Source organism: Pectobacterium versatile (assembly GCF_020166435.1).
In the GTDB taxonomy this organism is placed as follows: Bacteria; Pseudomonadota; Gammaproteobacteria; order Enterobacterales; family Enterobacteriaceae; genus Pectobacterium; species Pectobacterium versatile.
Genome location: NZ_JAINZP010000006.1, coordinates 153550 through 179874 on the forward strand (window position 1 = coordinate 153550; position 26325 = coordinate 179874).

The 26325-nt window shown below is 53.0% G+C and carries 21 protein-coding genes; 11 read left to right on the top strand and 10 right to left on the bottom strand.

Features of this window, described 5'->3' with window-relative positions; genetic code table 11:
- Positions 1–789, bottom strand: a complete 789-nt coding sequence (locus K7X24_RS09775) for an IclR family transcriptional regulator (protein WP_010308986.1) — start codon at positions 787–789, stop codon at positions 1–3.
- Positions 790–1016: 227 nt separating this feature from the next.
- Positions 1017–3350 carry a Tex family protein gene (locus tag K7X24_RS09780; RefSeq protein WP_224554586.1) on the bottom strand — a complete coding sequence of 778 codons (2334 nt, stop codon included), beginning with the start codon at positions 3348–3350 and terminating at the stop codon, positions 1017–1019.
- Between the two features lie 314 nt (positions 3351–3664).
- Here K7X24_RS09780 and K7X24_RS09785 point away from each other — a divergent pair, with 314 nt between their 5' ends.
- Positions 3665–4951 carry a citrate synthase gene (locus K7X24_RS09785; RefSeq protein ID WP_224554588.1) on the top strand — a complete coding sequence of 429 codons (1287 nt, stop codon included), beginning with the start codon at positions 3665–3667 and terminating at the stop codon, positions 4949–4951.
- A gap of 65 nt (positions 4952–5016) precedes the next feature.
- On the opposite strand, the gene K7X24_RS09790 is transcribed toward K7X24_RS09785, so the two are convergent.
- Together K7X24_RS09790 and K7X24_RS09795 are read right to left on the bottom strand one after the other, a co-directional pair.
- The gene (locus tag K7X24_RS09790; protein ID WP_224554590.1) at positions 5017–6684 is read right to left on the bottom strand and encodes a methyl-accepting chemotaxis protein; all 1668 of its coding nucleotides are present in this window, start codon (positions 6682–6684) and stop codon (positions 5017–5019) included.
- Positions 6685–7000: 316 nt separating this feature from the next.
- Positions 7001–8716: a lysophospholipid acyltransferase family protein gene (locus tag K7X24_RS09795; protein ID WP_224554592.1), complete on the bottom strand. Its 1716-nt coding sequence runs from the start codon at positions 8714–8716 to the stop codon at positions 7001–7003.
- Positions 8717–8890: 174 nt separating this feature from the next.
- Here K7X24_RS09795 and greB point away from each other — a divergent pair, with 174 nt between their 5' ends.
- From greB to envZ, 3 genes are all read left to right on the top strand, one after another.
- Positions 8891–9373, top strand: a complete 483-nt coding sequence (gene greB, locus K7X24_RS09800) for a transcription elongation factor GreB (protein WP_224554594.1) — start codon at positions 8891–8893, stop codon at positions 9371–9373.
- Positions 9374–9572: 199 nt separating this feature from the next.
- Complete coding sequence (ompR, locus tag K7X24_RS09805; protein ID WP_005969424.1) at positions 9573–10292, top strand: two-component system response regulator OmpR; 720 nt, start codon at positions 9573–9575, stop codon at positions 10290–10292.
- On the top strand, positions 10289–11650 hold the full coding sequence (gene envZ / locus K7X24_RS09810) for a two-component system sensor histidine kinase EnvZ (RefSeq protein WP_224554597.1): 1362 nt from the start codon (positions 10289–10291) through the stop codon (positions 11648–11650). Before ompR ends, envZ begins: the two co-directional genes overlap by 4 nt.
- Positions 11651–11745: 95 nt before the next feature.
- Here envZ and pckA read toward each other — a convergent pair whose 3' ends face one another.
- The 5 genes from pckA to K7X24_RS09835 form a co-directional block, all read right to left on the bottom strand.
- Complete coding sequence (gene pckA, locus K7X24_RS09815; protein WP_224554599.1) at positions 11746–13365, bottom strand: phosphoenolpyruvate carboxykinase (ATP); 1620 nt, start codon at positions 13363–13365, stop codon at positions 11746–11748.
- Between the two features lie 198 nt (positions 13366–13563).
- Entirely contained in the window at positions 13564–14433 is an 870-nt protein-coding gene (hslO, locus tag K7X24_RS09820) for an Hsp33 family molecular chaperone HslO (protein WP_224554601.1), read from the bottom strand.
- Positions 14434–14518: 85 nt separating this feature from the next.
- On the bottom strand, positions 14519–14929 hold the full coding sequence (gene hslR, locus K7X24_RS09825; RefSeq protein WP_103862653.1) for a ribosome-associated heat shock protein Hsp15: 411 nt from the start codon (positions 14927–14929) through the stop codon (positions 14519–14521).
- A gap of 12 nt (positions 14930–14941) precedes the next feature.
- A complete protein-coding gene (gene yrfG / locus K7X24_RS09830; RefSeq protein ID WP_224554603.1) occupies positions 14942–15628 on the bottom strand; it encodes a GMP/IMP nucleotidase in 687 nt (228 codons plus the stop codon).
- A 121-nt stretch (positions 15629–15749) separates the two neighbouring features.
- On the bottom strand, positions 15750–17897 hold the full coding sequence (locus K7X24_RS09835) for an intracellular growth attenuator family protein (protein WP_224554605.1): 2148 nt from the start codon (positions 17895–17897) through the stop codon (positions 15750–15752).
- A 437-nt stretch (positions 17898–18334) separates the two neighbouring features.
- Here K7X24_RS09835 and nudE point away from each other — a divergent pair, with 437 nt between their 5' ends.
- Positions 18335–18892 (top strand): ADP compounds hydrolase NudE, encoded by a 558-nt coding sequence (gene nudE, locus K7X24_RS09840; RefSeq protein ID WP_224554607.1) that lies wholly within the window; start codon positions 18335–18337, stop codon positions 18890–18892.
- Positions 18893–18993: 101 nt separating this feature from the next.
- On the opposite strand, the gene mrcA is transcribed toward nudE, so the two are convergent.
- The gene (mrcA, locus tag K7X24_RS09845; protein ID WP_224554609.1) at positions 18994–21549 is read right to left on the bottom strand and encodes a peptidoglycan glycosyltransferase/peptidoglycan DD-transpeptidase MrcA; all 2556 of its coding nucleotides are present in this window, start codon (positions 21547–21549) and stop codon (positions 18994–18996) included.
- A gap of 100 nt (positions 21550–21649) precedes the next feature.
- Here mrcA and pilM point away from each other — a divergent pair, with 100 nt between their 5' ends.
- From pilM to aroK, 6 genes are all read left to right on the top strand, one after another.
- A complete protein-coding gene (gene pilM / locus K7X24_RS09850; protein ID WP_224554612.1) occupies positions 21650–22501 on the top strand; it encodes a type IV pilus biogenesis protein PilM in 852 nt (283 codons plus the stop codon).
- A 2-nt stretch (positions 22502–22503) separates the two neighbouring features.
- On the top strand, positions 22504–23073 hold the full coding sequence (locus K7X24_RS09855) for a PilN domain-containing protein (protein ID WP_224554614.1): 570 nt from the start codon (positions 22504–22506) through the stop codon (positions 23071–23073).
- Positions 23066–23653 carry a hypothetical protein gene (locus tag K7X24_RS09860; RefSeq protein WP_224554616.1) on the top strand — a complete coding sequence of 196 codons (588 nt, stop codon included), beginning with the start codon at positions 23066–23068 and terminating at the stop codon, positions 23651–23653. Before K7X24_RS09855 ends, K7X24_RS09860 begins: the two co-directional genes overlap by 8 nt.
- Positions 23650–24027 carry a DUF2531 family protein gene (locus K7X24_RS09865; protein ID WP_224554618.1) on the top strand — a complete coding sequence of 126 codons (378 nt, stop codon included), beginning with the start codon at positions 23650–23652 and terminating at the stop codon, positions 24025–24027. Before K7X24_RS09860 ends, K7X24_RS09865 begins: the two co-directional genes overlap by 4 nt.
- 100 nt (positions 24028–24127) lie before the next feature.
- Entirely contained in the window at positions 24128–25402 is a 1275-nt protein-coding gene (hofQ, locus tag K7X24_RS09870) for a DNA uptake porin HofQ (RefSeq protein ID WP_224652232.1), read from the top strand.
- 351 nt (positions 25403–25753) lie between these two features.
- Positions 25754–26275, top strand: coding sequence for a shikimate kinase AroK (aroK, locus tag K7X24_RS09875; RefSeq protein ID WP_224554620.1), 522 nt, complete (start codon positions 25754–25756; stop codon positions 26273–26275).
- The last annotated feature ends 50 nt before the right edge of the window (positions 26276–26325 follow it).

Below are 26325 nucleotides of genomic sequence, written 5' to 3' on the forward strand. Positions count from 1 at the left end.
TTATCTACTATCAATATTCCGACTGTTAATATGAGCGGTAATCGCTTTGCTGGTTTTAATCAGGCTTGCCAGATGCTTTTCTTTTTTTCCATTAGCATATTGCGACTGCATACCGTTAACGCCGATAGCGGCGATGACTTCACCATTTTGGTTAAAGATTGGCGCGGCCATGCAGCAGATCTCTTCTATATCTTCGCCGTCGTCTATTGCCCAGCCCTGTTCCTTGACGATTTTCAGATGTTGTAGGAAATCTTCTTTGTTGGTAATCGTCCGGGGCGTCAAATACTCAAAGGTGCAATCGGCAATCAGTGATTCAATTCTTTCCTGTGGCAGCCAGGCGACGAGCACTTTCCCCAGAGACATACGGTTAAATACAATTTTCTTACCTTCCCAGGATGTTTTTACAATGGCCTTGGGAGATTCCACTTTACTCAGGAAGAAACCGTTATCGCCGTCCATAATACCAAGATGGCAGGTCAACTCCGTCTCTTTGACTAATTCATGCATAAAGTTAATCGTGTCTTTACGCAGATCAATATTCTTTATTACCAAACCGCCAAGCTCAAACAGTCTTAACCCCAAAACATAACGACCGTCAGCGCGCTGACGTAACAATTGCGTCACCACCAGCACTTCCAGTAGATGATGTACGCTGCTTTTAGGTATAGACAAATCAGTGCAAATCTCAGTGAAGCTGGCTTCGTCATGTTTGGCGATGTAGTCAATAATCATCACTAAACGAACGGCTGCCGGCGCTTTACTGTGTTCGAGCTGTTGGAATATATTCATGGTGTTCTATATATAAAACTATGGTTTCCTATATAGAACAATAATAACGCAACGGTAATTTATTTACCTAGATGCAGATCACAAAACACTCGCGAAGTGGTTGAATATTTCAATATAAATGAAACGTGGTTTTATTAGGGAAACAGGATGGCGATATTTTGGCAGGAAAGATGCCTGACCTTATGAAAACGAGGTCAGGCATCTTTTAAATAATAGTGAGGGCTGCGTTAACGCTTTTTAAAGGCGGCGGCCAGGGCGTCGCCCATCGCGCTGTTGCCTGCGACAGGGGCGCTAGCGGGACGAGGACGTGATTTACCGGCTGGCTGACGCGATGACGTATTGCTATCGCCACGCGCATTGCCACCGCCACGACGTGATGCGGTGTCGCCCGGCTGTTCATCAAGGCGCATGGTCAGCGCGATACGCTTACGTTGCAGATCCACTTCCATCACTTTCACTTTGACGATATCGCCTGCTTTCACGACTTTGTGCGGATCGTCGACGAAATGGTCGGCCAGTGACGAAATATGTACTAAGCCATCCTGATGGACGCCGATATCCACAAACGCGCCAAAGTTGGTGACGTTGGTGACCGCGCCTTCCAGAATCATGCCCGGCAGCAGATCGTTTAAGGTTTCCACGCCGTCGGCGAAGCTGGCGGTTTTGAACTCAGGGCGCGGATCGCGACCCGGTTTTTCCAGCTCTTTGATGATGTCGGTCACTGTTGGTACGCCGAAACGCTCGTCGGTGAAATCTGAGGGTTTCAGGTTACGCAGTGCGTTAGGGTTCCCCATTAGCTCCTGCAACGCCTGTTCGGTCGCGGCCAGAATGCGCTCTACGATCGGATAGGCTTCCGGGTGAACGGTAGAGGCATCCAGTGGGTTATTGCCGTGGTTGATGCGCAGGAAGCCTGCACACTGTTCAAAGGCTTTTGGCCCCAGACGGCTGACTTTCAGCAGCTGTTCGCGGTTATGGAAGCGGCCATTCTCATCACGCCAGGTCACAATATTTTGCGCCATCATGCGCGTCAGCCCGGCGACACGCGTTAACAGCGCCACGGAGGCCGTGTTCAGATCAACGCCCACGGCGTTTACGCAGTCTTCGACCACCGCATCTAGCTTCTTCGCCAGCAGGCTTTGGCTTACGTCATGCTGATACTGACCTACGCCGATGGATTTCGGATCGATCTTCACCAGTTCCGCCAGCGGATCCTGCAAACGACGGGCGATAGACACCGCACCACGCAGCGAGACATCCAGATCGGGGAATTCCAGCGCGGCCAGTTCGGACGCGGAGTACACCGACGCGCCCGCTTCGCTGACGATCACTTTCTGTGCTTTGATATCTGGGAACTGCTTCTGCGTGTCGAGGAAGAAACGCTCGGTTTCACGTGAGGCGGTGCCGTTGCCAATTGCCACCAGCTCAACCTGATATTTGAGGCACAGTGCGGCCACAATGGGAGCGGCTTTCGCAGCCTGACCGGTATGCGGATAAATCGTGTCGGTTGCGACCAGCTTGCCGGTAGCATCCACCACCGCCACTTTTACGCCAGTACGCAGGCCGGGATCGAGACCCATCGTGGCGCGCATGCCCGCCGGAGCGGCCATCAGCAGATCGTGCATATTGCGGGCGAAGACGTTGATCGCTTCGTCTTCGGCCTTTTCACGCACGCTGCCCATCAGTTCGGTTTCAAGGTGCAGCAGCACTTTAATGCGCCATGTCCAGCTAATGACGGCGCGTCGCCAGCTGTCTGCTGCGGCATTCCCTAAACGTAGGTTCAGGTGGTCGATAATAATCTGTTCGCAGTAGCTCTCGCGTGGCGCTTCTTCGTGCTGCGGATCGGCGTTCAGCGCCAGTTGCAGCACGCCTTCGTTACGGCCACGGAACATCGCCAGCACGCGGTGTGAAGGCACCTGAGCAATCGGTTCATGGTGATCGAAATAGTCACGGAACTTCGCGCCTTCTTCCTCTTTCCCTTCCACGACGCGGGAAACCAGATGGGCATTTTTCCACAGGTAGTTACGCACTTTTGCCAGCAGCGTGGCGTCTTCGGCAAAGCGTTCCATCAGAATGTAACGTGCGCCGTCCAGTGCGGCTTTCACGTCTGCTACGCCTTTCTCGGCATCGACATAAGCCTGTGCCGTCAGCTCCGGCTCCTGGCTCGGGTCTTGCCATAGGCTATCGGCCAGTGGTTCCAGACCGGCTTCAATCGCGATTTGTCCACGCGTGCGGCGTTTAGGTTTGTACGGCAGGTAGAGGTCTTCCAGCTCGGTTTTGCTCAGCGTACCTTTTATGGCGGTAGCGAGCTGCGCGGTTAACTTTCCCTGATCGTCGATGGATTTCAGAATAGTCTGGCGTCGGTCTTCCAGTTCACGCAGGTAACCGAGGCGTGTTTCGAGCTGGCGCAGTTGGGTGTCATCCAGCCCGCCGGTCACTTCTTTACGGTAACGGGCGATAAAAGGGACGGTGTTTCCTTCGTCCAGCAGGCGGACTGCCGCGTCTACCTGCTCCGTACGCGCCTGCAATTCGCTGGCGATAATGTGGCTTAATGAATCATTCATGGGTCTGATATCAATCGTCATCAAGTGAATTAAATAAGTGGGGACAGTTATACGGATTGAGCGTGCAAAATGCCAGCCGCTGCCGTCTGGAAAACGCGGATGATCTCGCGTTGTTCAGTGCAACAAAATTTACCTACATCAATTTTCCGTCAGATTCTTGCAACCCACTCACGATTTTAGCGTATGACATACGTTGGCTTTATGCCGTTGTAAATCGAGTATTACTCTACATTGAGTGCCGCACGGGATGACCTATCCAGAAGCCCGTGAGAGCGGACGGGAACAACATCACTATTCGGGCAGGAGAACGGTTCATGACAGTCAGAACGTCCACGTTGACGGCAGAAGGGCAGGCGGATATCACGCTGGATATGCGCTCCGGCGTACTGGGGAAAACGGCGGTGGATATTCGTCCACTCGGTGAACATGGGCTGTGCAGTTATGACCCCGGTTTTGCCAATACGGCAGGGTGCGAGTCGGCGATTACCTATATTGATGCGGTGAATAGCGTGCTGCTGCATCGGGGCTTCCCTGTCGAACAGCTCGCTGAGCAGTGTGACTTTACTGAAGTCTGTTACATCCTGCTGCATGGCGAAGCGCCTTCGGCGGAAGCGTATGCGAAATTTGCCGACAACATCACTCGCCATACGCTGGTTCATGAGCAAATTGCCCGGATGTTCAGCGGCTTTCGTCGCGATTCCCACCCGATGGCGCTGATGTGCGCGGTGGTGGGCGCGCTGGCCGCGTTCTATCACGATGTCTTGGACATCCATAATGCGGAACACCGTGAGCTGGCGGCAGTGCGACTGCTGTCGAAAATGCCGACGCTGGCGGCGATGTGCTACAAATATTCCATCGAACAGCCGTCCGTGTACCCCCGTAATTCGCTTTCCTATACGGGCAACTTCCTGCACATGCTGTTTTCGATTCCGGCAGAGAAGTATGAAGTGAATCCGGTGCTGGAACGGGCGATGAATCGCATCCTGATTTTGCATGCCGATCATGGTCAGTGTCCGTCTACGATGGCAGTCAGAGCGTCAGGTTCTTCCGGTGCGAACCCGTTTGCCTGCATTGCGGCTGGGCTGGCATCGATGTGGGGGCCGTTACACGGTGGGGCGAACGAAGCCTGTATGCGCATGCTGGAAGAGATTAAAACGGTCGATCGCGTCCCTGAATTCGTACGACGCGCGAAAGACCGCTGTGATTCATTCCGCCTGATGGGATTCGGTAACTCGGTCTACCAGCATTTCGACCCACGCGCGGCGATTCTGCGTAAAACCTGTTATGAAGTGCTCAATGAACTCGGCACGGAAGACAGCCTGTTGCAGGTGGCGATGGAGCTGGAACATATCGCCATGACCGATGCCTATTTTCTGGAGAATAAACTCTACCCGAGCGTCGATTTTTATACCTCGGTCATTCTCAAAGCGATGGGGCTGCCGTCGTCGATGTTTACAGTTATCTCCACCGTTGGCAGAACGATCGGCTGGGTTGCGCATTGGGATGAGATGCATAAGCAGGAAGACATCAGCATCTACCGTCCGCGCCAGATTTATACCGGGCAGCCGCGTCGTGACTATGTTTCCTCGTTGACAGATTGATGTGATTGTCACCATGCTGCCTATGTCTCGGCATAGGCAGCATGGTGATCGCAGGCCGGATAAGCCTAGAATTTTTCCCAGTTATCCTGTGTGTTGCCGACCGGCGCGAGCGCTAAACGAGTCGGTTGGGTTTTCTTCGCCATCGGCGCTGGGCGGGCTGCTGGTGTGCCGCGCAGGTGGAAATGGTTCATGAGCGTAACCAGATGAGATGACTGTTCGCGCAGGCTGGTTGCCGCATTCGCGGACTCTTCTACCAGCGTGGCGTTCTGCTGGGTGACCTGATCGAGCTGGTTCACGGCATCATGAATTTGCGAAATACCGGATTCCTGCTCCTGCGTGGTCGTCCCGATCTCGCTGATTAAATCTGCCACGCTGCGCGCCTGACGTACCAGCTCATCAATAGTGCTGCCGGTGTCTTCAACCAGACGATTCCCCGCTTCCACTTTTTCGACGCTAGTGTTGATCAATACCGCGATTTCTTTCGCGGCAGAGGCGGAACGCTGTGCCAGCGAACGCACTTCTCCAGCCACCACGGCGAAGCCGCGACCTTGCTCACCCGCGCGTGCCGCTTCGACCGCCGCATTCAGCGCCAGAATGTTAGTCTGGAAAGCGATACCATCAATGACGCTGATGATATCGCGGATTTTGTGTGAGCTGTCGGAGATCTCTTTCATGGTAATCACCATATCGCCGATCGCCTCGCCGCCCTTGGTCGCCGTTTCGCTGGCCTGGCTAGCAAGTTGAGTGACGCTGCGTACGGTATGCGCATTCTGACGAATTGCCTGACTCATCTGTTCCATTGAGGCGGCCGTTTGTTGCAGGCTGGCAGCTTGCTCTTCCGTACGCTGGCTCAGGTTTTCACTGCCCGCGGCGATTTGGCTAGAACCGGAAGCGATAGCTTCGCTGCTTTGCCGCACCTGTTCGACGATATCGCCCAGGTTATTACTCATGTGACGCATGGTCGCTAGCAGGCTGCTATGGTCGTTCGGCTTGATGTTGATATCGACAGCCAGATCGCCATCGGCCACCTGTCGGGCAACGTGGGTGGCGTAGAGCGGTTCTCCCCCCAGCTGGTTTTTCAGCGTGCGGGTAATCAACCAGGCCACGACCGCAGCCATGGCAGCGGCGGCAAGCGCGAGAATCAGCATGATGACGCTGCCGGACTGCGCCCCCTGCTGGGCGTGGCTGACAATCTCGTTGGTATCCTGCTGCTGCGAGGCCATCATCGCATCCAGCACTTTGAACAGCGCGTTTTGCGCGGTCTGCATCTCATTGAGAATAATGGTATTACCCTGTAGGCGCTGCTGTGGATCGGTGGATTGCACCAGCTCCATGGCTTTCAAAAAGGCCGCAAGGTACGGCGGACGGGTGTCCTGAAACTGTTTCAGCAGTGCGCTGGTGCCTTCGGTATCGAGTTGTTGCCCCAGCTTTTTCAGATTGGCGGTATTGCGGGCGATTTGCTCGTCGACGAACTGCTTTTCCTGCCTGATTTGCGCAGGATCGGTGCTGAGTGCCATGTTACGGATCAGACGGGCATTGGCGTCAAAACCGGCTTTAACTTCCTGAATCAATAACATATTCGCTAACGTGGTACCGGAAAGCCGGTTGATGTCGTTACCCAGCCCAACCAGTTGGAGCCGTCCGAAGAATGCCACCATCAGGCTGATGATGATAACCAGAGAAAATCCCATACCCAGCATCTTGCCGAGTTTGATTCTGTTCAGCATATTCATAAACATCCTTAATTTTTTGACATGCTATGAAGGCATAACGGAGGGGGCTTGCCATCGTAATCGATGCAAGTAATGACAAGGGATTATAGCTATGTTTCGCATTTTCGGGATACATCGTTAACTCCCGCGTTCAAAAACATATAGATAAGAATATCTTTAATATCGGCAGGAAAAGCGTTCAGTTGATCACGTAAATTACGGCAAATGGGATTTCGTATGAAATGTGTGATCTGAGAGACAAAATATGCGGGGCTATGGTGTTGATGAATAGAAGTGTGATGCATTAACCCCTTTAGAGGGCTAACGCATCGATCAATCAAGAAACGCTGTCGCTGGTAAAAGGGGCGATATAGCGCTGATAGCGTGATGCTTTCAACTGCTTCAGATCGACGAGCACCAGACCGTCGATGCAGTTATTGAAATCTGGATCGATGCCAAAGTCGATGAACCGCACGCCTCCCGGCTCACACAGCTCCGAATACTGCTTGTAGAGTGTGGGGATCGCACAGCCCATGTTGCTGAGCATGCTTTTCAACCGCGTGAGATCCTGCTGGTAGTCTGTTCCCTCAAACTGTTTCAGCACGTCAGGCAGCGAGGCTGGATAAGGGCGACGCGACGTTGCCAGCGGCTGATCGGGCGTGAAATGCAGGCGATAAAACGCAACCAGCAAATCGCGAGCATGCGGCGGCAAGGTGCCGGAAAGCGACACCGGGCCGAACAGATAGCGGTGTTCCGGATAACGCGCCAGATAGGCACCAATTCCCAGCCAGAGATAATCCAGTCCGCGTTTACCCCAGTATTTGGGCTGAATAAAACTGCGTCCCAGCTCAATGCCTGACGCCAGTATCGGGTCCATTTCGTCGCCGTACTGGAACAGGCTGTGGCTGTAGAGGCCACTTTTCCCTTTCTCTGCGATCAGGCTTGCCGTCGAGACAAAGCGATAGGCACCGACAATCTCCAGTTCACGGTCATCCCACAGGATCAGGTGCAGATAGTCATCGTCATAGCTGTCCAGATCGCGGCGTTGGCCGGACCCTTCGCCCACCGCGCGGAAGGCGATTTCGCGCAGGCGCCCGAGTTCACGCAGCAGCGGCACGTAATCTTCTTCGCCGCGTCGATACAGATAGACAACTTTGCCATCCGGCGTGGTGCCCAGCGTTTCACACTCAGACAGCGCACGCTTCAGCAACACGCGGTCTTCGGCCAGTGCGATGGGCTTTTCACTGGAAAAGCAGCCGGGTTTGCCTTGACCCAGCCGATAAACATGACGCCGGAAACGGGCCGCCAGATCGTTGGCGTTCCACTCGCCCTGACTCCAGGATGTATAGGGAATTCTGGCACCGATGCGTAGTTTGAGGGTTTGATCGCGCTGGCCGAACATTTCTCTCACCAACAGGAGGGTGGACAGCGGGCGATAAACCATGGAGGAGAGATAGAACAGCGCGCTGTTGCGTCCGCCGATATGAATCGGAACCACAGGCGCGCGGGCTTTGCTCGCCATGCGGATAAAACCATTATGCCAGTGACCGTCGCGAATCCCTTGCAGGCTGACGCGTGAAACCTCACCCGCTGGGAAGACGATGATTGCGCCGTCTCCTTCCAAATGCTGCTGGATGGCGTTGACCTGTTGGCGTTTGGTGCGGTTATTGAAGTTATCGACGGAAAAAAACAGATTTTTGAGCGGGGCGACATAAGAGAGTAGTTGGCTGGCGACGATGCGGACATCGGGCCTGACGCTGGCGACGGTGCGGAGTAGCGCCAGACCGTCCAGTGAGCCAATGGGGTGGTTGGCAACCAACACCACCGGCCCCTGACTGGGGATATTTTCTAAATCCCCTTCGACCATTTCACAATTGAAGTTGAAGTAATCAAGAATCTGTTCGACCAGATCCAATCCTTTCAAATGCGGGTAACGCCGCGCAAATTGCTGCATTTCATTTTCAAATAGCAGAGAACGCAAAACCGTTTTCTGCCAGGGTGGCGTATGGCGATGCGGGACAAGATCTTGCAGAATGGCGTCTAAGCTAAACATAAATCGTTCTCCGTAGCTCTCCGTGGCTAAAAGTACGGGATAGAAATGACATATTTATGTCTGTCGATAGATTATTAGCCAAAACTGTAAATCTGTGTAATGAACGCGCGATTTTTTTCGTGCGGGGATAGTGAAGAACATGGTACGCGCTAAGCGCCTAACGGGGTTAACGACTTGAAAACCAATCTGATTACCCGCGAGGGGTATGACACACTGCGGGCAGAGCATGATCATCTCTGGAATGTAAAGCGCCCGGAAATTACCAAGATTGTCTCCTGGGCGGCCAGCCTGGGAGATCGCTCAGAAAATGCGGACTACACCTACAACAAGCGTTTATTGCGCCAGATCGATAGGCGTGTGCGCTACTTGAGAAAATGCCTGACGGAATTGAAAATCGTTGATTATTCGCCGCAGCAGGATGGCAGCGTATTTTTTGGTGCCTGGGTTGAGATCGAGAATGAACAAGGTGATGTGAAGCGCTTGCGGATTGTCGGCCCGGACGAGATCTACGGCGACAATAAAGACTATATTTCGATCGACTCCCCCATGGCGCGTGCGATGCTGAAAAAAGCAGTTGATGAGGAGTTCACTGTAAACACGCCAGACGGTCCACGCGAGTGGTGCGTTAACGCGATTGATTACGTTAAATCGTCGTAAACGACAATCCTCGCTAACCACAACCTGTGTAAATCGCCGATGGTTTTATGACTGACAGCAAAGGAAATGATTGATTACACGAATTTTAATATGCTTTGTAACAATTTTGCCTAGAATGTATACCAGAAACGACTGTCAGTAATTCGTGTGTTTCTGAACAATAGCAGCGTCGGCGCTATTACGCCTTTGGAGAAAGAGAATGCAAGAAAACTATAAAATTCTGGTTGTAGATGACGACATGCGTTTGCGGGCGCTGTTAGAGCGTTATCTGACTGAGCAGGGTTTTCAGGTACGTAGCGTAGCTAATGCTGAACAGATGGACCGTTTACTGACCCGTGAATCCTTTCACCTCATGGTGCTGGATTTGATGCTGCCGGGCGAAGATGGGCTGTCCATCTGCCGTCGCTTGCGTAGCCAGAGCAACCCAATGCCGATCATTATGGTGACGGCGAAAGGGGAAGAAGTGGATCGTATCGTCGGACTGGAAATCGGCGCGGACGACTATATTCCTAAACCTTTCAACCCGCGTGAACTGCTGGCTCGCATCCGTGCGGTGCTGCGTCGTCAGGCGAATGAACTGCCAGGTGCGCCGTCGCAGGAAGAAGCCATTATTGCGTTTGGTAAATTCAAGCTGAACCTAGGCACGCGCGAAATGTTCCGTGATGATGAACCGATGCCGTTAACCAGCGGCGAGTTTGCTGTGCTTAAGGCGCTGGTGAGCCACCCGCGTGAACCGTTGTCGCGCGATAAGCTGATGAATCTGGCCCGTGGTCGTGAATACAGCGCGATGGAGCGTTCCATCGACGTACAAATTTCTCGTCTGCGCCGCATGGTGGAAGAGGATCCGGCGCACCCGCGCTATATCCAGACCGTGTGGGGTCTTGGCTACGTGTTTGTCCCGGACGGCAGTAAGGCATGATGCAATGGCGCTTTTCTCCGCGCAGCTCATTTGCACGGACGTTGCTACTGATTGTCACGTTGTTGTTTGTCAGTTTGGTCACCACCTATCTGGTGGTGCTCAACTTCGCTATTCTGCCGAGTTTGCAGCAGTTTAATAAGGTGCTGGCATACGAAGTAAGAATGCTGATGACGGACAGTCTGCAACTGGAAGATGGCACCACGCTTGAGGTGCCGCCAGCGTTCCGGCGTGAGATTTACCGCGAATTGGGTATATCGCTGTACACCAATGCAGCGGCGGAAGAAAGCGGCCTGCGTTGGGCCCAGCACTACAAGTTTTTGAGTGACCAGATGGCACAACAGCTGGGCGGCCCGACGGATGTGCGGGTTGAGGTCAGCAAGAATACGCCGGTGGTGTGGCTGAAAACTTGGCTGTCACCAGATATCTGGGTGCGCGTTCCCCTCACTGAAATTCATCAGGGCGATTTCTCGCCGCTCTTCCGCTATACGCTGGCGATTATGCTGCTGGTGATTGGCGGCGCGTGGCTATTTATTCGGGTGCAGAACCGACCCTTGGTTGAGCTGGAGCATGCGGCTTTGCAGGTTGGGAAGGGCATTATTCCGCCGCCGCTGCGTGAATATGGTGCCTCCGAAGTGCGTTCCGTGACGCGTGCCTTTAACCAGATGGCCTCCGGCGTGAAGCTGCTGGCCGATGACCGTACGCTGTTAATGGCGGGCGTTAGCCACGACCTGCGTACGCCGCTGACACGAATCCGTCTGGCGACCGAAATGATGGGTAAGGAAGATGACTATCTGGCGGAGTCGATCAATAAGGACATTGAAGAGTGTAATGCGATTATTGAGCAGTTCCTCGACTACCTGCGCACTGGTCAGGAAATGCAGACGGAAGTGGCCGACCTGAACGCCATTATGGGCGAAGTGGTCGCATCGGAAAGCGGCTATGAGCGTCAGATTGACAGCGAGTTTGCTACTGGCGAGCTGCTGGTGCGTATCAGTTCGCTTTCGATCAAACGTGCGGCGTTGAATCTGGTCGTGAATGCGGCGCGTTACGGGAACGGTTGGATCAAAGTCAGTACCGGACGTGAGCTACAGCGCGTCTGGTTTCAGGTAGAAGATGATGGAGAAGGCATCGCGCCCGATCAGTTGAAGCACTTGTTCCAACCGTTCGTTCGCGGCGACAGCGCACGAACCACCAGCGGTACAGGGCTGGGGCTGGCGATTGTGCAGCGTATTATCGATGCGCACAATGGCGTGCTGGATGTTGGCAGCAGCGAACGCGGTGGGCTCTGCGTCCGTGCGTATCTGCCGCTGCTCTCGGAAGTCGCAGTAGCGGATATGGGAGCCGTGAAAGAGTCATAAGTATGTTGGGCAGTACTGGCATTAAAGCTGTTCAGATATGAATAAAAGAAAGGCGCGGAATCCGCGCCTTTTTCGTAATCGATTCTCTTCAACGTTTACCGCTTCGGCCCTGCTTTCACCAGCGCTGCACCTGCCGGAGCATCGGTGTATTTATCGAAGTTAGTGATAAAGCGCTGTGCCAGATCGTCCGCTTTTTCCTGCCACTGTTCGACGCTCGCGTAGGTATCACGTGGGTCGAGAATGTCAGGATTGACGCCGGGCAGCGAGGTTGGGATTGCCAAGTCGAAGACAGGCAGCGTTTGCATTTCAGCCTCATCAATACTGCCGTTCAGAATGGCGTCAATAATCCCGCGCGTATCCTTAATAGAGATACGTTTGCCGCTGCCGTTCCAGCCGGTGTTCACCAGATAGGCCTGTGCGCCAGCCGCCTTCATGCGTTTCACCAGCACTTCAGCGTACTGCGTCGGGTGCAGCATCAAGAATGCCGCGCCAAAGCAGGCGGAGAAGGTCGGTGTTGGTTCCGTCACGCCGCGCTCGGTTCCCGCTAGCTTGGCGGTGAAGCCGGACAGGAAGTGATACTGCGTCTGATCGGACGTCAGGCGAGAAACGGGAGGCAACACACCGAACGCGTCCGCCGTCAGGAAGATCACTTTCGTTGCGTGACCTGCTTTGGATACCGGTTTAACGATATTCTGGATGTGGTAGATCGGGTAAGAGACGCGGGTGTTCTCGGTTTTGGAACCGTCGTTGAAGTCCACGTTGCCGTCTGCCAGCACGGTGACGTTCTCCAGCAGCGCATCGCGTTTGATGGCGCTGTAGATATCCGGTTCTGCTTCCTTAGACAGCTTGATGGTTTTGGCATAGCAGCCGCCTTCAAAGTTGAAGACGCCGTCGTCGTCCCAGCCGTGCTCGTCATCGCCAATCAACTGACGTTTCGGGTCGGTGGACAGCGTAGTTTTACCCGTACCGGACAGACCGAAGAAGACCGCCACATCACCTTTTTCACCGACGTTTGCCGAACAATGCATGGAAGCGATGCCTTTCAGCGGCAGCAGGTAGTTCATGATAGAGAACATCCCTTTCTTCATTTCGCCGCCGTACCAAGTGCCACCAATCAGCTGGATGCGCTCCGTTAGGTTGAACGCGACAAAGTTCTCGGAGTTCAGCCCCTGTTCCTGCCAGTTCGGGTTGGTGCATTTTGCGCCGTTCATCACGATGAAATCCGGCTCAAAGCCTTCCAGTTCTTCATCGCTTGGGCGGATAAACATGTTTTTGACGAAATGCGCCTGCCAGGCCACTTCCGTCACAAAACGCACGCTGAGGCGGCTGTCTGGGTTAGCACCGCAGAAGGCATCGATGATGAACAACCGCTTGCCGGACAGCTGTGTGGTAACGAGCTGCTTCAGGTGTGTCCAGGTTTCCTGGCTCAACGGGTGGTTGTCGTTCTTACCTTTGCCTTGATCGGACCACCACACGGTGTCGCGGGTCACGTCATCGCGCACGATGTATTTGTCTTTCGGGGAACGGCCGGTAAAGATGCCGGTATCGACGGCTACCGCACCCAGTTGGGTTTCGATGCCACGTTCATAGCCTTGTAGGGTAGGAGAGAGTTCTTCTTTAAAAAGCAGTTCATAGCTGGGATTGTAGACAATATCGCGGACATCATGGATTCCATAAGCAGCCAGGGCTTGCGGGGTAATACCGTTGATCTGCATGTTGCTACTCCTCAAGTTATAGTCGTACTACTAAACATTGTAGGGAGTGAGCTTATTTTAACCGCGATAACAATCATAAAATTAAATAAATTCATTAATAACTTTGCTTATTTAGGGTGTTTGAAAAATAATCACGGTGGTTTACTGGTGGGGAAAATAAGCAAAATAAAACGGGTACTTTCGTACCCGTTAGAAAAATTAATGCAACAGATTCCCTGATGAATCCTGCCGGATCGCGCGGATGTCCAGCGAATTAAACAGGTAGTGCGTACCGCAATAATCACAGTGCATATCGATTTCACCGTCCTGCTCGATCATCTCATTCACTTCCTGATCGGACAGCGTCATTAATGCATCTGCGCAACGATCGCGCGAACAGTGACAGCGGAACTCGACATCCTGCGGCTCATACACGGTTACCTCTTCCTGATGGTACAGGCGGTACAGCACCTCGGTGGCAGGCAGGGTAAACAGCTCGTCGGCTTTGACCGTTGTGGTGAGCTGGGCCAGATGATCAAAATCATTACGGTCGGTATCCTGTGCGGGCAATACCTGTAGCAGCATGCCAGCGGCGGCCTGCTTGCCCTCGTGCTGTCCGGTACGGATAAACAACCGTGTCGGCAACTGCTCGGACTGCTGGAAATAGCTCTCCAGACATTCGGCAACGGTTTCACCTTCTAAACCGACGACGCCTTGATAACGTTCACCATCAGTCGGCGTAATGGTAATGACCAGATAGCCATTGCCAACCATCTCTTTCAGCGAACTCCCCGGAGTGATATCCCCTTGCAGACGGGCAACGCCGCGCATCTGCTGCTGGTGATTACCGTTAATCACCGCCAGTTTCAGTGGGCCATCGCCCTGAAGCTGAACGGTAATATCGCCGCTGAATTTCAGCGTGGCCGTCAACAGGCTGGTGGCAACCAGCATTTCGCCTAGCAGCGTTTGTACCGCAGCTGGGTAGTCGTGGTTGGTTAAAATACGTTGATACGTTTCGTTAACTGTCACCAATTCGCCACGAACGGCATAATTTTCAAACAGATAACGATGTAGTTGGTCGTGAGCCATAATGTTTTCTCGTTGTAGTGCGCGATGAGTGGTACGGCGAATGAGTTGTGCGGCGATCGCTGGGTCTTCTCTGAAGAGCGGAGTGCTATTCCTGATCGCTGTATTTAAATTTAATCAGATCGCGTCGCTCTTTTTTATCAGGGCGGCGATCGGGGTGTGGCATCGTCAGCGCATTCATTTTCCGCGCCTGCGCCAGCTTTTCTCGTTTCTCAATGCTTGTGGCCGTTTCCTGATACAGCGCCTGCGCCTCTGTTGCGCTTCTACGCTGGCCGCTGATGGCCAAAATGACCACGGTGCGTTCCTCATTGCCCTGACGCAGTTTGATCTCGGCATTCAGTTCGACCTGTTTGCTCGGCTTACCGCGTTGCCCGTTATAGTGCACTTTGCCGCCGTCGATCATCTCGCGAGCCATCGCTCGGGTTTTATAGAAACGGGCGGCCCAAAGCCATTTGTCCAGACGAACGGCGTCGTCGGCTTGCTCGGTAGCTTTCACCATAAATCCCCCTGATTACCCTGCGTTAACGGAGCGACGCAGGGCTGGTAGCAGCGCAAGATAGTCGTTCATTGACGGATGTTGCAGGAATGCCTTCTCCTGCTGGCCAGAATCCGGATTACGCACGCCCAGACAGTAATGGATGCCGAAGGTTTTCGCGGCATCCAGAATCGGTTCGCTGTCATCCACGAACAGGGTTCTGGCGGGATCGAAGCCGGTTTGCTGCTGTACTGCCTGCCACAAGCGCTGATTCTCTTTCGGATACCCATAGGTATGGGTGGAAAGCAATAAATCAAGGTGCTGATCCAGCCCCGTGTGTTCGATTTTTACCGCCAGACTGTGCGGATGGGCGTTGGTCAGCAACATTGTCTCTTTGCCACATTCGCGCAGTGCGGCTAAAAATGGTGTGGTGTCATCACGCAGACGAGCGCGTGTGCCGATATCCGTCGTCATTTGATAGATATCCAGATCCAAGCGTTTTGTCCAGTAATCGAAACAGTACCAGTTCAGCGTATGTTGAACGGCCTGATACTCCTGTTGGATAAGTTGATGCGCCTGTTCAAGGCTGATATGACGTTTTTTACTGAGCGACTGCGGTACCAGTTGAAGCCAGAAATAGCTGTCAAACGCCAGATCGAGCAGCGTGCCATCCATATCCAGTATCACGGTGTCGATGTCGTGCCAGTTAACGTGGGGATTCATAACGACTCCAGATGTCGCGCTGTGCCATAGGATGATGAAGTAGGCAGCGCGCAATACAATTGTGACGGGAAACCGATTCCGCTACGTTAGCATACATACCCGCAGGAAGGGCACGATGCCATTAGCGGGGGAGCAGGGGATGATTATCCGAGAACGAATTCGTCATCATGTTGAACCGTGAAGTGTAATAACGCTGAATATCAGTAACTCGCTTCTGATTTTTTCGTATTTTAATGCTGGTCAGAACCGCGTTAATGATAAACGTCGCGGAAAAGAGCAGGAGCAGCAGGCAACTACCAAGATAGCGCCAGATGGTAATGACATCAGGTTCGCTGTGCAGGCTGATATGCTGCGTCCCGTTGGCATCAGTATTGAGCTGAGTGATGACGCCCGTGGCATTAAACGGCGTATGCAAGAGCATGGTTGAAAGCCGCTGGAGTTCCTGCCACTGATCCGATGGGCGGTATTCATTGAGCGGCATCGGGGGGAGAGGATGGTTAACAAACTGCCGGCCTTCGTCGCTGCGAATCAAGAATCCACCAGGCGGCGGACTGTTTAGTGAATCTGCTGCGTTATTGATTTCCTGATAGAAGAATTGATCGGTGGAACTGTTGACCAATGACTCCAGTGTGTCTGCACTGACGGTGGGCAACACCACATTCATGCCTTTCAGCTTGCCGGAGTTTGCGTCTTTTACCAATGTATTCCAGTTTTTGACGTCGCTCAGATTCACCAGCGCATTTTTTAGGCGGGAGCAATCGTTTTCCTGCTTACACAAATCTTGTGTTCTCAGGACAATATCAGCGAAGTTCTTCATCAGAATCAGCCCTGACTTCTGAATCGTGGACGCTAATTGAGAGTTGATCTGACCTTCTTTGTCTGTTTGTGGATTGAGTTGGCTATTGACCGATTTAAGCAAAGCAGAGGCTTTTTCAATTGTTTCGGACTCCGGCAACGGCAACGGTGCGGCTTTGTTCCAGTAAATGGCGGAGCAATCGAAAGGGCTGAACGCATAGGATGATGGTGCGGAGACGGGATGGATTCTTGCGGGTACGTAACACATGCCGTTACCGCGAACAACCAGCGTGTCGCCAATGTGGAGAGGCGCTTTTTCCAGATCGCTGACCTGCGTTACTTGAATGCGTTCTGCACCCTGAAGCCAGGCTAAACTGAGCTTTAACGGCAGTTCTAGCTGTACGTTAGTGACCAGCAGAATCAAGCTGAGTAGTGAACCACTGGCCAGCAGCAGATTCCTGCCCCAGCGCTGTAGCGGGAAATTTTTCACTTCATCATGCAGCGAAAGATACTCTCCCTGGCGGAGCACTTGCCGGTTGAGATAGATCTCTACGTCCGTTTTTCGCCCCAGATCCTGTGTGATATAGGGCTGCCAGTGAGGCGGGTAAATCAGATCGATGTTGCCAAGAGAGATATTGCCAAGCGGCCCCTGGTTGGATTCGCCAAACAGTCCCAAACCTTGCGGTGTGCCGTGAAGGCAATGTACGTCCCGCAGTTCCTGAGAGGACGGCGACCGGAAAAGCTGCCACAGGCTCCAACCTGCTAATAATGATGCGGTGCCAATCAGCCAGGGTAGTAGGACGATAGGGCTATTTAGGCTGATGAACAGGAGCAAAAAAGAGAGGCAGAGCACGGCCGTTTCTTTCAACCCTTTGGAATGGTGTATGGCGTGTTCTTCACGCGTTTCTTTGCGGATGGTGACCAGCTCGACATGTTCACTACCTTCCTGACGGATTGAGGCATTTGGCACGGGAACTTCAGCAGGTCGCGGGGCCAGCGGACGATTGTCGAAGCACTCTGTCAGCGAGTGCCCGTTGAGAGAAATAACCAGCGGGATCGAGCGTGTCTTAATCAGTTCGACGGTATTGTTCTCGGTAATGAACTGTTCCCAACTGGGCGGTAGATGGATTTCTTGTGTATCAATATAGTAGCGCCACTTATTCTGAACATTGGTGCTCAGGCCATAGCGTGTAATCGTATGGGTGATGGGGTAAACCCGATTACTTTGCAGGGAACGCGGTAGTTTTGGCTGCGCATTGGGGGTATCAAGTGGCGTAGTTTGCTGGCTGTTTTCCTGAGCCAGATAACGTTCGACGGCGATCCGTTCATCTTCAGTTAACCGTCGGGGCAGAGATTGCAAAACAGGTAACGGCGGAGCGGACAGAAAACGGTGTCGCATACGGTAGCCGACAAGACCTCCGATAACGATCAGACAGGCAAGCAATATCGCCAATAGGATAAATATTGTGCTCATGTCATCTCCATTCCAAAACACGATGCTCCTTGTTCTCGTCGGAGTTTAACAAAATTATACAATTGATGATAATCCGTATGGCATTGTTTTCTTAGATTAATAACGCAATTGTGAATGGAATTAATCGTATAAGGCGACGATAGTAACAAGCAAAAAGAGTCTCTTGAATGAGGATAATCCTATTTTTTTTAAGTTATTGACTTTTACTGGTGGTTTCTCATTTAGGATGTGTCTTGCATGTTGCCCACACGTAAATTCATCGTCACGATAGTTGCAGCGAGGGTGAGTGTTAACGCACAATGTGAACAGAATCAAAAAAGAATATTTACGATCTCTTCTTACTTCAACAGCATGCCATATTCAGATTGCGGTAAACGCCGTCTCTCATGCGCGTTGGGTTAAGGTGCTGTTCTGGTCGTAACTCTCTGGGGGCATCAATGAGCCATAACCTGCAAAAACCTAAAATCCTCAAGGTGGAAACAATAGCGCGTTCGCGCTTGTTCAATGTGGAATCCGTCGATCTTGAATTTAGCAACGGGGTACGTCGGGTTTATGAACGGATGCGTTCAAGCGGTCGGCAGGCGGTGATGGTTGTCCCGATCATTGACGATGGACTGTTGTTGATCCGCGAATACGCCGTCGGTATTGAGGAATACGAACTGGGATTCCCCAAGGGGTTGATCGATCCCGGTGAAACGGTCTTTGAAGCCGCTAACCGCGAACTGATGGAAGAAGTCGGTTTTGGGGCGGAAAAACTGGAGTTGCTGGCGACGTTAACCATGGCACCCTCCTATTTTTCCAGCCAGATGAATATTGTGGTGGCGCGTGGGCTGTATCCGCAAAGTCTGGAAGGCGATGAGCCGGAGCCGATGCCACAAGTCCGCTGGCCGATAGGTAACATGATGTCGCTGCTGCAAGAGCCTGATTTCCGTGAGGCACGTAATGTCAGTGCGCTGTTTCTGGCCCACGATTGGTTGCGTCGTACACCCCGCTAATTTTTAATAAACGGACCTGTTTTTAATGAGCCAACATAGCAAACGAAGAAGGCGCAGTTTCCTACGCCTTCTTTGTCTCGTCTGATGTTATCGAACGCTGACTAGAATAACTCTTCGCTTTGTCCGTTATCCATCAGTGTGGTGCCCACTTCATGCACTTCGTATTCTTTCGGCTGCGTCCCGTCGATGAAGTACTCGGAGCGACTATTCCCGCCACCATTGGACAGCTTACCGCTGCTGCGGTCAATGACCACACTGACGACGCCAGACGGCGGCGTCAGTGGTTGTTCCGGTACGCCATCCAGCGCGGCTTTCATGAAATCATCCCACGCAGGCTGCGCTGATTTCGCCCCGCCTTCATAGCCGGAGATCTGATCTTTGATGGCTCCAGATGCGCTGCTGGCACCCAGATCGCGGCGGTGATCGTCGAAGCCGATCCAGACAGATGTCACTAGATTTGGGCCATAGCCAGAGAACCAAGCGTCTTTAGAACTGTTCGTTGTACCGGTTTTACCGCCGATATCACGACGTTTTAAATCACGGCCTGCGCGCCAGCCTGTTCCCATCCAACCTGGCTCGCCAAAGACGTTGCTGTTCAGAGCGTCTTTAATCAGGAATGACAATGGCGTACTGATAACGTGCGGTGCGTAAGGCTGCGCGGCGTTTTGCTGTGCTGCCTCTGGCGTGACAGGCTCCAGCTCTGGCTGCGGCAGGCCTAGCAGCGGTGCTTCGTTTGACGTGGCAACATCTTCAACGTTAGTGGTTGCTAATACTGGAGAACGCGGCGTTTCACCGTAGACCAGCGGCAGATTACAGGTATCACAGACCACTTTCGGCGTAGCAGTAAAGACTGTACCACTCGCTTCATTCTCTATCCTGCTAATCAGATAAGGGTCGACCAGATAGCCGCCGTTTGCCATGACGGCATAACCACGTACGACCTGTAGTGGCGTAAACGACGCTGCGCCCAGCGCCAGAGATTCGGTATGGACGATATTTTGTGCTGGGAAACCGAAACGTTGTAGGTATTCCGCCGCATAGTCGACGCCCATCGCACGCATGGCACGTACCATGACCACGTTTTTGGATTGACCCAGCCCCTGACGCAAACGGATCGGGCCATCATAGGTTGCCGGTGAGTTTTTCGGCCGCCAGTCAGATCCTGCACCGGCATCCCAGCGGGTGATGGGTACATCGTTCAGAATCGTTGCTAGCGTTAAACCTTTGTCCATTGCCGCGGTGTACAGGAACGGTTTGATGTTGGAACCAATCTGACGCAGTGCCTGCGTCGCGCGGTTGAATTTGCTTTGGTTAAAGTCAAAACCACCAACCAGTGCTTCTATCGCACCGTTTTTCGGGTTGAGCGAGACGATGGCAGAGTTGACGTCCGGCACCTGTGCTAGCCACCAGTCATCGTTCACTTTACGCACCCAGACCTGCTGGCCTGCTTGTACAACGTCCGTTACGCGCTTCGGTGTTGGTCCTTGTTGCGTATCGGAACGGTAAGCGCGTGCCCAGCGCATACCCGCCATCGGCAGGGCAATGTTGCTGCCGTCAGAAAGGAGCACAATCGCGTTGTCCGACGTTGTGCTGGTGACGATGGCCGGATAAAGCGGGCCATAGACTGGCAACGCTTTCAGGGCAGCAAGCATCTTCGCCTGATCCCAGACGCCTTCACCCACTTTCCACAGCACTTTGCTCGGGCCGCGATAACCGTGGCGCATGTCATAGGCGAGAATGTTATTACGCAATGCATCCTGCGCGGCAGTTTGCAATTTCTTAGTGACAGTCGTGTAGACCTTGTAACCATCGTTATAAGCATCTTCGCCGTAGCGTTTGATCATCTCCTGTCGTGCCATTTCTGCCACATACGGAGCGGAGAACGAAATTTCTGGGGCGTGGTAATTCGCGACCAGCTTTTCGTTACGTGCTGCATCATACTGTGACTGCGTGATGTAGTTTTCATCCTTCATACGTGCAAGTACTACGTTGCGGCGGGCAACGGCACGGTCATAGGAATAGAGCGGGTTGAACGTCGATGGCGCCTTCGGCAGACCCGCAACCATCGCCATTTCGCTGAGCGTTAACTGGTCAACAGGGCGGCCAAAGTAAACCTGCGCTGCTGCGCCAACGCCATAGGCGCGATAGCCGAGGTAAATCTTGTTTAGATAGAGCTCAAGGATTTCATCTTTGGTCAGCAATTGCTCAATGCGGATAGCCAGAAACACTTCCTTGATCTTACGAGTCAGGGTGCGCTCTGGGCTCAGGAAAAAGTTCCTGGCGAGCTGTTGCGTAATGGTACTCGCCCCTTGGGAGGCGTGACCAGACGTCAGCGCGATAGACGCAGCGCGGATAATCCCGACGGGATCGACGCCGTGGTGATCATAAAAGCGGCTGTCTTCGGTCGCGATAAAGGCATGCACCAACTCAGGGGGAACCTGGTCCAGTTTGAGTGGGATACGGCGCTTTTCACCAAACTGAGCGATCAGTTCGCCATCGGCACTGTAGACCTGCATAGGCGTTTGCAGCCGGATGTCTTTCAGCGTGGCGACATCGGGCAGTTGGGGTTCGATATAGCGGTACAAACCATATATCGAGGCAGCTCCCAGCAGAATGCAAGAGACTGCAAGGATGAATAAATACTTTACGAACTTCACCTGGGATTTTCCATTCAGTAGCGTTTGGACAGTTTATAAACAATCGGGCGCTAGTATAAAGGTAAGCCAGCACTGTGGATATAAGGACATCGGGTTGAACATGGCTTATCACATCTGGCGGGTTGGATTAGATATACAAAACGGCTTCATGCGTGCGCTGGCGGTTCAGCGCCGTCGCGATGGTTGGCAACTTCGTCACTGGTGGCAATGTCCGCTACCAGACGACACGTTACGCGAGGGTAGTCTACACCATACTGGGATGCTTTGTGAGGCCTTGCGCACATGGCGTCGTTTGCTACCTAGACACATTTCGCTACGGGTGGGGTATCCTGCTCAGCTGATTTTGCAGCAGCATTTACCGCTGCCAGACCGGCGTTTACAGGAACCGGAACGCAGCCTCTATATCGAAACCATGGCGGTGCGTCAACTGCCGATCGGTAGCGAATCGCTGGCGATAGATTATCGGGAAGACCCGCAGAGGCAGGGGACGCTGTTGGTGACGGCCGCGCGTCGACAGGAAGTTGATAATTGGCTGACATGTCTGAATAACGCGGGGCTGCGCCCTGATATTCTTGAGGTCTCAACGTGTGCGCTTCGAGTGATGGCACAGCGGTCAGGGCTTGAATCTAACCGCTTGTTTCTGCATCGCCTGTTGGATAGCTGGCTGTGGATATCCCCGCTGAACCACGCTTTCCACTCGGGCGTGGTACACCTTGATGAGCTGAATGGCGAGGCTGATATCTTATCAATTGTGAGCACTCGCTATCAGCATGACGTCGATGACATAGCCTATTACTCTAGCATCTCGCCTGATTTACCCAGTCAGCAGACCGATGTATTACAGACGTGGTCGCCGTTAACGGTGTTTAATCACATGCAGCCGCCTCTGCCGAGTTTCCCTTCGGCTTTTGCGATCGCGGGTGGGTTGGCATTGCGTCCTGAGGATGTCTGACTATGCTGCTGATTAATCTTTTACCCTGGCGCAAAACCCAGATGCGCCAGCGGGCACGTCGTTGGTTAGGGCTGCTGTGGCTACAGACGGGGTTGATGCTATTCCTTATCGCCGCGAGCTATCTGTTTTGGCAGCACAGACAGCAACGTGCGCAGGATGAGCTCAATGTAGCGCTGGCCCAGCAACAGCAACTGGCGGCGTTGTACCAGCAAACGTATCAGGCGCGTGAAACGCTACGCCGCTATCAGGCGCAAGAACGCGCCGAGGTGATGGTCCGGCATGACAATCGTCGTAGCCTCCACTTGCTCGATCAGCTTGCTGGTATGATGCCTGCGCGTCTGTGGCTGACGGAAATCGCCGACCGTGGCTCGTATCTGCTGCTTTCCGGCGTGAGTGAAAACTATCACGATATCATTACGCTACAGCACGCGTTATTACGCCATGTTTCCATCGAACGCGTACAACTGCTGCAGACGTCCCGAGAGCGCGGAGTGAATACCGGGCTGCGCTTTTCCTTTCAGGCTAACTGGCGCGATACAGGCGCTTCCCTGCGGGAGGAAGGCCATGATTAATCCATCGGTTTTGACTGATGTCGTGCTGAATCAGCCTGGGCTAGTGAATAAACCGCTCTGGCAGCAGTTGGCGCTTCAACTGGCGTTTGTCGCCGCTGCTGGGCTGCTATCTGGTTGGTTCCTCATCGGTGAAGTTCGTAGGGCCGTGATTGGCATAGAAAAGCAAACCGTTCAGGCGCGTCTGGATAGACAGGACGTTCAACAAAAGCTCGATGCGATGCCGTTACTGTCGGTGCTACGCGAGCAATTAGCGGAGAAAACCGCGCAAAACGATCCCTTTCAGCCTGACAGGCTGGCACAGCTTATCGTCGAGCCTCTGTCGCAGGCAGGGGCTTCGCTTCTATCCTGGCAGCCCGCTCCGCCTCATGCGGGAGCATCTCATCAGGAACGTTGGCAATTGGCATTTAGCGCGAATTACACGGGCGTGTTGCAGGTGCTTCGTGCGCTGGCGGGGTTACCTTATGTGCTGCGAATTGCGCAGTTGACCATAAAGCCGGATACCGCGCCAACCGAGCCATTGTCTGAAGCACTGTGGCTACAGGTTGAATTATCGCTAATCGGGCCAGAGGGGGTGCCATGAGTCATCCCCCATTGCGTATCGTATTAATGTTGATCTTCGCGTCACATAACGTTCAGGCAGAAAAACTTGCAGAACGCATCGACCCTTTTCAGCCTCTGACTACTACGCGTTGTCTGCCCTCCGCGACATTGCCACCGTGGCAGCTAAAAGGCGTGATTGGCTCTGGCGATCGCTGGATTGGTTGGCTAGCACAGCCGGAGGTCGGTTGGATCAAGCTGACAAGTGGCGAAACGATTCCCCCAGGGTATTGGCTAGTCAGCCAATTGGATCAATCAGGGGCCAAACTTGTCCCGACAGCACGTGAGGCAGGCTGTGATGGCCTGCCAGATAGCCTGCTGCTGGCTTCTCCGTTTATCAATAAGTCAGTGGAATAGGTGAAGTCTGCCTGACGACACGTATTTTGAACGCAGTCTTTGGACAATCGTTCTTTGAAAACAACGCTGGCAACAGCATATCTCGATAACAAGGAAGGTTATGAATATGAGGATGTTATGTCGGGTAGTGGCGTGGAGCGGGTTGCTTCTTCTCGCCGCGCCGTTTCAGGCCAGTGCGGAAAGTTCGGTATCGATGGCGTTTGAAGATTCACCGATACCTCGGGTGCTACAGGCGTTAGCGGATCACCAGCAGCTCAATGTGGTGATCGCACCGGGTGTGACGGGGAATCTGAGCCTGAGGCTGGCAGATATTCCCTGGCAGCAGGCACTGGATATTGTTTTACGCATGGGGAAGCTCAGCGTCGAGCGTAACGGAAACGTGCTGATGGTTTTCCCTGCCGAACACCTTGAATCCTTGCAGAAGGAACGAGACGATCGTTTAGCTGAGCAGGCGCAGAAATTGCCGCTGCATAACCTTTCTGTGGCGTTGCAATATGCTGATGCAACGGGAGTGGCGGCCAGTGTTCTGGCTCAACGCGGGACGCTGCTGTCTACACGTGGCAGCGTAACCGTGGATAAACGGACGAATACTTTATTGATTCGCGATACGGAAGAGGCTCTGGCGCAGCTCGAACCGTGGGTGAAGGAACTTGATCTACCCTTGGCGCAGGTACAGCTGGCGGCGCATATCGTCACTATCAGCAGCGAGCACCTGCAAGCGTTGGGCGTAAACTGGGGGCTGGGAGAAGGGGATGCGGCGAACAAGGCGCTCAGGTTGAATAATTTTAACGTTGGCCTGCCAGTGGATACGCCAGCGATCAATGCTGGGTTCCATTTGGCGCGACTGAATGGCCGCCTGCTGGATCTGGAGTTAATGGCGCTGGAACAGGAAAGTCAGGTCGAGATTATCGCCAGCCCTCGCTTGTTTACTGCGCACCAGCAGACCGCCAGTATTAAACAAGGCACGGAAATTCCGTATCAGGTATCCAGCGGTGCCAGCGGATCGACGTCTATCGAGTTCAAAGAAGCGGTATTAGGGATGGAAGTTACACCTGACATTCTGCGTGCCGGACGGATTACGCTGAACCTGAAAATCAGTCAAAACATGCCGGGACAAACGATCAAACAGGGCGACAATGGTGAAGCGTTAGCAATCGATAAACAGGAAATCCAAACCCAGGTGACAGTCGCTGATGGAGAAACCATCGTATTAGGTGGTATTTTCCAGCAGCAAAAAAAGAACAGCGACAGACAGGTGCCAATATTGGGTGAGGTTCCCATATTTGGTCATCTGTTCAGAAACCATACTCAGCAGCATACACGACGAGAATTGGTCATTTTTATTACGCCGACGCTGATCCCTGCATCATCGTGAGTAAACTCAGGCTCGCTCTGATGTTATAAAGTGTTTTTTTCTCGGGTTGGGGGCAATATTTTGTCACGTTTGGCGCTTATGAGTTTGACGCTGCGGCGGATTTAGCTTACAAGGGTTAGCGAATTGAGCACTGAAGTGTTGTTCCACCGAAAATGTCTATAAAACATACTGCATTGACCACCTGTGGTCAGTGTGACATTTTATTCGGTTGCCAAACTACCCTGAGTCTTGAGATAATTTTTTGTCTGATTCTCGCACTATCGCTCATGAGGTTTCAGTTTAGGTCCCGCCGCTGGGTTGATTGGCGGGGCGGGTTATCATTAACGAATTGTCTTAGTAATACCAAAAAACATGGCAGAGAAACGCAATATCTTTCTGGTTGGGCCTATGGGTGCCGGCAAAAGCACTATTGGCCGTCAGTTAGCTCAGCAACTCAATATGGAGTTTTTCGACTCCGATCAAGAAATTGAGCGACGCACTGGGGCTGATGTGGGCTGGGTATTCGATGTGGAAGGCGAAGAAGGCTTCCGCGATCGTGAAGAGAAAGTCATTAATGAATTGACGGAAAAGCAAGGCATCGTACTGGCGACAGGCGGTGGCTCAGTCAAATCACGTGAGACGCGTAACCGTCTTTCCGCGCGCGGCGTTGTCGTTTATTTGGAAACGACAATCGAGAAACAACTAGCCCGCACGCAGCGTGACAAAAAGCGTCCGTTACTTCAGGTTGAAACCCCTCCACGTGAAGTATTGGAAGCGTTGGCGAGAGAGCGGAACCCGCTTTATGAAGAAATCGCTGATGTGACCATTCGGACTGACGAGCAAAGTGCCAAGGTCGTTGCTAACCAGATTATCAATATGCTGGAAAGTAACTAAGAGCATACCTTATCCGCATTGAGCGGATCCTGAACGGGTTGTTTAACGAG